This window comes from Bacillus sp. GMa5/1 (assembly GCF_050172015.1).
Lineage (GTDB): Bacteria > Bacillota > Bacilli > Bacillales > Bacillaceae_G > Bacillus_A > Bacillus_A cereus.
Genome location: NZ_JBNLYC010000215.1, coordinates 1 through 6,042 on the forward strand (window position 1 = coordinate 1; position 6,042 = coordinate 6,042).

Below are 6,042 nucleotides of genomic sequence, written 5' to 3' on the forward strand. Positions count from 1 at the left end.
TTGCAATTACAACTTTTGCTGGGGTAGGTACGACATTTGTAACAAATACAGTATATGCTGCTAATGACAATTCTAGTAAAATACTAGTTCGTTCTAATAAGAGTATAAATACAACAACTAGCTCGAGATTGCCTGTATTATCAGTCAATCCTTATGATGAACCTAGATTTTCGAGACAGGGATATCTTGAAGAGGCACCTTTAGGAATTAATGCTCCTTATGCTTGGGGAATTAAAGGAGGAGATGGTCAAGGAGCAACTTTTGTAGATTTGGAAGAAGGCTGGTTATTAAATCATGAAGATTTAGTCGGTCAAAATATTGAATTTATGTCTGGAAAAATGAGTAATGATCTTTCTCATGGTACTTCAGTTCTAGGTGTTGTTTCTGCAGCTGACAATCGGATTGGGAACATTGGGATTGCACCAAAAGCAAAGGCAAAAGTAATTTCAGTGATCCGAGATAATGGGAGAATCGATGTAAGAGATGCTATTTTAAGTGCCGTAGATTCTTTACAGGCTGGAGATGTTTTATTAATAGAAGAATCCTTTAAATATGATGGATATGGAGATGACCCTTTACCAGTAGAAGTATACCCGAGTATATTTAACGCAATTCGTAAAGGTACAGATAAAGGTATTATTATTGTAGAAGCAGCTGGTAATGGTGGGATTGATTTAGATAAATTTAAAGACCGTAATGGTAAACTGATTTTAAATCGAAATAGTCCAGACTTTAAAGATTCAGGAGCTATTATAGTTGGAGCATCTACTGCAAGAGTTCCTCATAAACGTTTAGGTTTCTCTAACTATGGTAGTAGAATTGATGTATATGGTTGGGGAGAGTATGTTGATACATTAGATACATATCAAAATCAAAATAGTAAAGGACAAAAAGTTACAGATCAGAGTATAATGAATCGTTATACTTCTAATTTCCGTGGTACTTCTAGCGCTTCGCCTATAATCGCTGGGGCTGCTGTATCAATTCAAGGGATTGCTAAAGAACATTTAGGTAAGGCATATACACCAAAAGAATTGAGAGCAATTTTAAGTAATCCTAATACAGGCACAAAGTCTAATGACCCATCATCTGATAAAATAGGGGTTTTACCAGATTTAAAAGCGATTTTGTCTAACCTTGGTTTTCATAGTGATTTAACTACCAATGATTCTATGGTATTTCCAGATAACGTAGAAAAAAATGAAGGAAAAGAAAATTCAACTTTCGTATTTCCAGGTGAAGAAACAAAAAAAACAGGGGATAAAAATTCAACTGTAACATTCCCAGAAGAAGATTTAAAACAGCAAGAAAAAGAAGAGGGATTAATTGTTTTTCCTGATTAATAAAAAAATACTACCTTCCATTTGGAGGTAGTATTTTTTATTTCTTGTCATTAACAAGCAGGCATGAAATTTGTATTTGTTTATCTTTCATAATGAACTTAACCACAAAGTCGAATGTTTGACTGTTAATTAACTTTTTCGTCTCAATCAATTACATGAATCAATCTAGAAATGCTTGCTGCAATGCTTTCAGTCCATCGCTGTATATACCATGAAATAGATTTATTGCCTCTTCATCACTAACTGCAACAGGAGTGAACGTACCAGACCACTCTACTAACGATGTGTTACTTTCAGTACCTTCTTTAACTTGGATTGTAGATAAATAATTAGTGACCGGGAACGGTGCATTCATGATTGAATACGTGTAGTAGCGTTCCTTATCATTGAATACTTCTAAGCGTTCTATAATTGTTTCACCATCTGGATTAGCTAGATGACGTACACGACCGCCTTCAGTTAATTTACTGCTAGGTATATAAGGTAACCAGTCTGGAAGGGAGTTGAAACCTCCGATTAATTGCCATACTTGTTCAGTTGATCCGAAAATTTCCATAGATATAGTAGTATATGCCATGTTCATTACGCTCCTTTTCATCCCGGTATTTACGGGTAAATAATCAGTAGAGAATAAATCGCCCCACTGATTAAAGTTTCACTTTATAGGTCCATAACTTATAGTGAGAACGAATTTTATCGTGGATTTTTTATTTAATATATAATTATAAATTTAAAACTATATACTTTTAATGATTAAATTATATAATAAATATAGAAATGAAAATTTATGAGCAAGGAAGTTGAAAAATATGACATTAACAATGGGCTTTATTGGATTTGGAAAGTCAGCTAACCGCTATCACTTACCTTATGTAAACACGCGTAATAATATAAAAATAAAAACGATTTTTGTACGTCAAATAAATGAAAAATTAGCGGCTCCATATAAGGGAAAAGGTGTTTACTTCACTACTGATTTGGACGAATTGTTGAATGACAAGGAAATTCAAGTGGTGACGGTCTGTACGCCAGCACATACGCATTACGAATTAGCGAAAAAAGTTATACTTGCTGGAAAATCAGTTATCGTTGAAAAACCATTTTGCGATACAGTGGAACATGCGAAAGAATTATTAGCTTTAGGACGAGAAAAAGGTGTAGTAGTTATGCCTTATCAAAACCGCCGTTTTGATGGTGATTTTTTAGCTGTGAAGCAAGTAATTGAACAAGGATTCCTTGGTGATATTATTGAGATTGAATCACATATTGATTATTTCCGTCCTGGTTCAATCACTCATGAAGCTCCAAAAGAAGAAGGTTCATTTTACAGTTTAGGTATTCATACGATGGACCGTATGATTTCACTATTCGGCCGTCCAGATACGGTTACATACGATATTCGTAATAATGAAATGGAAGGTGCGGTTGATAACTATTTCGATGTTGGTTTACATTACGGAAATCAGTTGAAGATTAAGCTGAAAACGAACCATGTCGTAGCAAAAGATTATCCACGCTTTATCGTTCATGGAACAAACGGATCATTTATTAAATATGGTGAAGATCAGCAGGAAAATGATTTGAAAGCGGGTGTTATGCCTGAGAGTGCAGGATTTGGTGAAGATTCACCGATGTACTATGGAGTTGCTAAGTATCGTAATGCAAATGGTGACTGGATTGAAAAACAAATTAAAACGCCACTTGGTGATTACGGTCGTTTCTATGATGCCGCGTATGAAACAATTATAAATGGTGCACCAAAACTTGTGAAAGACGAAGAAGCGGTAACGAATATTGAAATCTTAGAAAATGGATTTGCTGCCCCATCACCTTCAGTTTACAAACTTGAGGCTTTACATTTGAATGAATAGAAGAGAGTTTGCAGTATAAAGGAGGTATGGAAATGGCAAGCGGATCAACACAAGTAAAATACCTCGGCATTTATCAAAAGATTAAACAGCAAATTTTAGATGGTGAATATAAAATCAACGAAAAAATTCCGAGTAGCCCCGTCCTTGCTGAAGAATTTGGTGTTTCAGCCCTTACTATTAAGAAAGCGCTGGATCTATTAGTTAGAGATGGCTACATCATCCGCCGGCGCGGAAGTGGAACAGTGGTGCAAGATTGGCGTCAACAGGAAAAGGCACGAATGATTCAAACTTTAACGGGTACGAAAGCTGTATACGGCAGTGAGGTAGAAAGTAAAATTATCGAGTTTGCGATTGTTGGGGCTGATGAAGTAGTTGCTGAGAAATTGGGAGTTTCAATCGGTGATTTCGTCTATAAAATCATTCGCCTCCGCATCATTCACAGCATTCCGACGATTATGGAGCATACATGGATGCCAATTTCGGTTATCCCAGGTGTTGAGGCTTCTGTTTTAGAGGAGTCGATATACTCACATATTCAAAATAAACTTGGTCTTGAAGTAGGGACATCTGTTGTCAGGGTTAAAGGAATTCGCCCAGATGATAGGGAAAAGCAGTTTATGAACTTAACAAATCAGAATTTCCTAATGCGAGTTGAACAAGTAGCTTATTTAACGGATGGACGAACTTTTGAATATTCTTATGCAGATCATCTACCCGAAACCTTTGAGTTTGAAACAGTCATTACTGCAAAAAATTATAAAGAGATATAAAAATCGGTTGAGGCAAGTATTGTCTCAACTGCTCCTATTATACGTTAATAGAATGAATCCAAGACTTAACATTTGATTTATAGAACTGTAAAGTTTAAAATTACAGTATAGTTTTTAGAAGTGAGTTGTTATCGTCTGTAAAATGTAGATAAATTAAATATTCTCGAATAAATAATATTGCTTGTATTTGATTCTAAACTGTAATTTTTTTTAATACATTTCAATAACCGATGTTTAAAATGTACGTTTCATAACATTAAAGGAGTGAGTTAAATATGGTAATTCTATATACAACAGCAAGCTGTGCCTCATGCCGAAAAGCGAAAGCATGGCTTGAAGAGCATCAAATTGATTATATTGAAAAAAACATCGTATCAAATTCTATGACAGTTGATGAGCTTAAATCAATTCTTCGTTTAACTGAAGAGGGGGCTACTGAAATTATTTCAACTAGATCCAAAACTTTTCAGGACTTAAATATAAATATTGAGGAGCTCTCGCTCAATGAATTTTATACATTAATAATTGAGCATCCACTAATGTTACGTCGCCCAATTATGCTGGACGAAAAAAGATTGCAGATTGGTTTTAATGAGGAAGAAATTCGTAAATTTTTACCACGTAGCGTTCGAACGTTTTTGAACATTGAATTGCAAAAATTGGCCAATTAATAAGTAGTATTTTTAGAAAAAGTTTTTTGAAAGGAGGAAGCAGAAGATGATTGAAGTATGTGTTACAGTTAATTATAATGATAGAAATTATCAAACAAATGTTATTGTGAGTAAAGATACGATTTGGACAAAAATTAAACAGTTGGCAGAAGAACAAGTGAAGAAACAGTGGAGTGTTTAATTTTATTTTCAACTTAAAAAGCTAAATGAAGTTATCAGATATAGGTGGGACCGGATAGAATATAAGAGAGTTAATTTTTTATGGCAAGAAGTATTCTATATGTTTTAACGTTCTAACCTATCTGTAATATTTATGGCTACAGTTAATATATGAGAAACAATATTTTTGATCGTAGGAGGAAAATCATGAACAGCGACTTTACCTTGGCCATACACAGTTTAACTTATTTAGCTTTACAGCCAGATCGGATGTCAACAAGTAATGCTATTTCAGAAAGTGCAGGTGTACATCCAGTACGCATTCGCAAAGTACTAAGTTTGTTAAAAAAACATAAGTTTATACAATCGAAAGAGGGGACTGGTGGCGGTTTTATTTTCGCTCGCGATTTAGATGAAATTAATCTTTGGCATATTTATCAGATAACCTCTGAAGGTGCTTTGCAGCCGAAGTGTCCAGAATCAAACAATCAGTGTGTTGTAGGTTCGAACATGCGAAAAGTTCTTTTCGCTATTTTCTTAGGTGCTGAAGAGCATCTAGGTGAATACTTAAAGAATTATACAATGAAAGAAGTTGTTGACCTTATCAATCAAGAGCGTTAAGCGGCTTAATTATTATATAGCCGTGAGTTCTTAACACTTAAATGTAATGAAAAATATTACAGTATAATTGTTTTTATATCTTTTTTATTGTCACAAAAAATATTTATAGGAAGGTGAAACGGTATGATGTCAAATAATAATCATGTTTTAAAAGTAGGAGATTGGGTTCGTGGAATATCAAATGAAGGTGAATTAATAGTTGGTTATATTGTATCACTTGATGATGTAGAGGATATAGTTACAGTTAGTATTGTGAAACGTGACGGCCAGTACACAATAAACGAAGCGATTTTACTCTTTAGTAAACACGTTAACAAACTCCCTGAATCAAAGGTAATAAATAAGGAACAAATCCTTTATCTTATAGATCTTGCATTATTAACAGGGGATGAAGAATGGTTTATCGAGCTTTCTTCAAAATTAAACTCGATAAAAGAGCTAGTTAATGAGGGATTTTAAAATTTAAACTTTTGAGGGTGCACACAATCCGCCTTATGGAGAGGACACAATTACTTTTCGCATAAAAGGAAATGATGTAAAAACGATTCATTACAAACATAGAGATATTCCTGATAACGATAATTATGTAAATGAGCTGTCCATATGG

8 protein-coding genes and 1 pseudogene are annotated in these 6,042 nt (G+C 34.2%); 8 read left to right on the top strand and 1 reads right to left on the bottom strand.

The features are described from left to right. Window positions 1–1,343 (top strand): S8 family peptidase (locus tag ACQGSG_RS25650; RefSeq protein ID WP_426948320.1); only part of this gene is annotated, 1,343 nt, incomplete at its 5' end. Between the two features lie 160 nt (window positions 1,344–1,503). Here the strand turns inward: ACQGSG_RS25650 and ACQGSG_RS25655 are convergent. Beyond that, window positions 1,504–1,920 (bottom strand): SRPBCC family protein, encoded by a 417-nt coding sequence (locus tag ACQGSG_RS25655; protein WP_000332044.1) that lies wholly within the window; start codon window positions 1,918–1,920, stop codon window positions 1,504–1,506. A 232-nt stretch (window positions 1,921–2,152) separates the two neighbouring features. Here ACQGSG_RS25655 and ACQGSG_RS25660 point away from each other — a divergent pair, with 232 nt between their 5' ends. The 7 genes and pseudogenes from ACQGSG_RS25660 to ACQGSG_RS25690 form a co-directional block, all read left to right on the top strand. Next, window positions 2,153–3,214: an oxidoreductase gene (locus tag ACQGSG_RS25660; RefSeq protein ID WP_000176647.1), complete on the top strand. Its 1,062-nt coding sequence runs from the start codon at window positions 2,153–2,155 to the stop codon at window positions 3,212–3,214. 32 nt (window positions 3,215–3,246) lie between these two features. Next, window positions 3,247–3,984, top strand: a complete 738-nt coding sequence (locus ACQGSG_RS25665; protein WP_325842303.1) for a GntR family transcriptional regulator — start codon at window positions 3,247–3,249, stop codon at window positions 3,982–3,984. A 275-nt stretch (window positions 3,985–4,259) separates the two neighbouring features. After that, window positions 4,260–4,655: a transcriptional regulator SpxA gene (gene spxA, locus ACQGSG_RS25670; RefSeq protein ID WP_000236190.1), complete on the top strand. Its 396-nt coding sequence runs from the start codon at window positions 4,260–4,262 to the stop codon at window positions 4,653–4,655. A 46-nt stretch (window positions 4,656–4,701) separates the two neighbouring features. Next, the gene (locus ACQGSG_RS25675) at window positions 4,702–4,836 is read left to right on the top strand and encodes a BA3454 family stress response protein (RefSeq protein WP_000573532.1); all 135 of its coding nucleotides are present in this window, start codon (window positions 4,702–4,704) and stop codon (window positions 4,834–4,836) included. Between the two features lie 185 nt (window positions 4,837–5,021). Then, window positions 5,022–5,435, top strand: a complete 414-nt coding sequence (gene saiR, locus ACQGSG_RS25680) for an Rrf2-family transcriptional regulator SaiR (protein ID WP_001083465.1) — start codon at window positions 5,022–5,024, stop codon at window positions 5,433–5,435. Between the two features lie 123 nt (window positions 5,436–5,558). Then, window positions 5,559–5,894, top strand: coding sequence for an IDEAL domain-containing protein (locus tag ACQGSG_RS25685; protein ID WP_000987462.1), 336 nt, complete (start codon window positions 5,559–5,561; stop codon window positions 5,892–5,894). Between the two features lie 7 nt (window positions 5,895–5,901). Continuing rightward, window positions 5,902–6,042: pseudogene (locus ACQGSG_RS25690) on the top strand (DUF3888 domain-containing protein); the annotation flags it as partial.

Coding starts and splice junctions, on each gene's coding strand:
- ACQGSG_RS25655 (WP_000332044.1), bottom strand. CDS start 1,920: ATGGCATATACTACTATATCTATGGAAATTTTCGGATCAACTGAACAA.
- ACQGSG_RS25660 (WP_000176647.1), top strand. CDS start 2,153: ATGACATTAACAATGGGCTTTATTGGATTTGGAAAGTCAGCTAACCGC.
- ACQGSG_RS25665 (WP_325842303.1), top strand. CDS start 3,247: ATGGCAAGCGGATCAACACAAGTAAAATACCTCGGCATTTATCAAAAG.
- spxA (WP_000236190.1), top strand. CDS start 4,260: ATGGTAATTCTATATACAACAGCAAGCTGTGCCTCATGCCGAAAAGCG.
- ACQGSG_RS25675 (WP_000573532.1), top strand. CDS start 4,702: ATGATTGAAGTATGTGTTACAGTTAATTATAATGATAGAAATTATCAA.
- saiR (WP_001083465.1), top strand. CDS start 5,022: ATGAACAGCGACTTTACCTTGGCCATACACAGTTTAACTTATTTAGCT.
- ACQGSG_RS25685 (WP_000987462.1), top strand. CDS start 5,559: ATGATGTCAAATAATAATCATGTTTTAAAAGTAGGAGATTGGGTTCGT.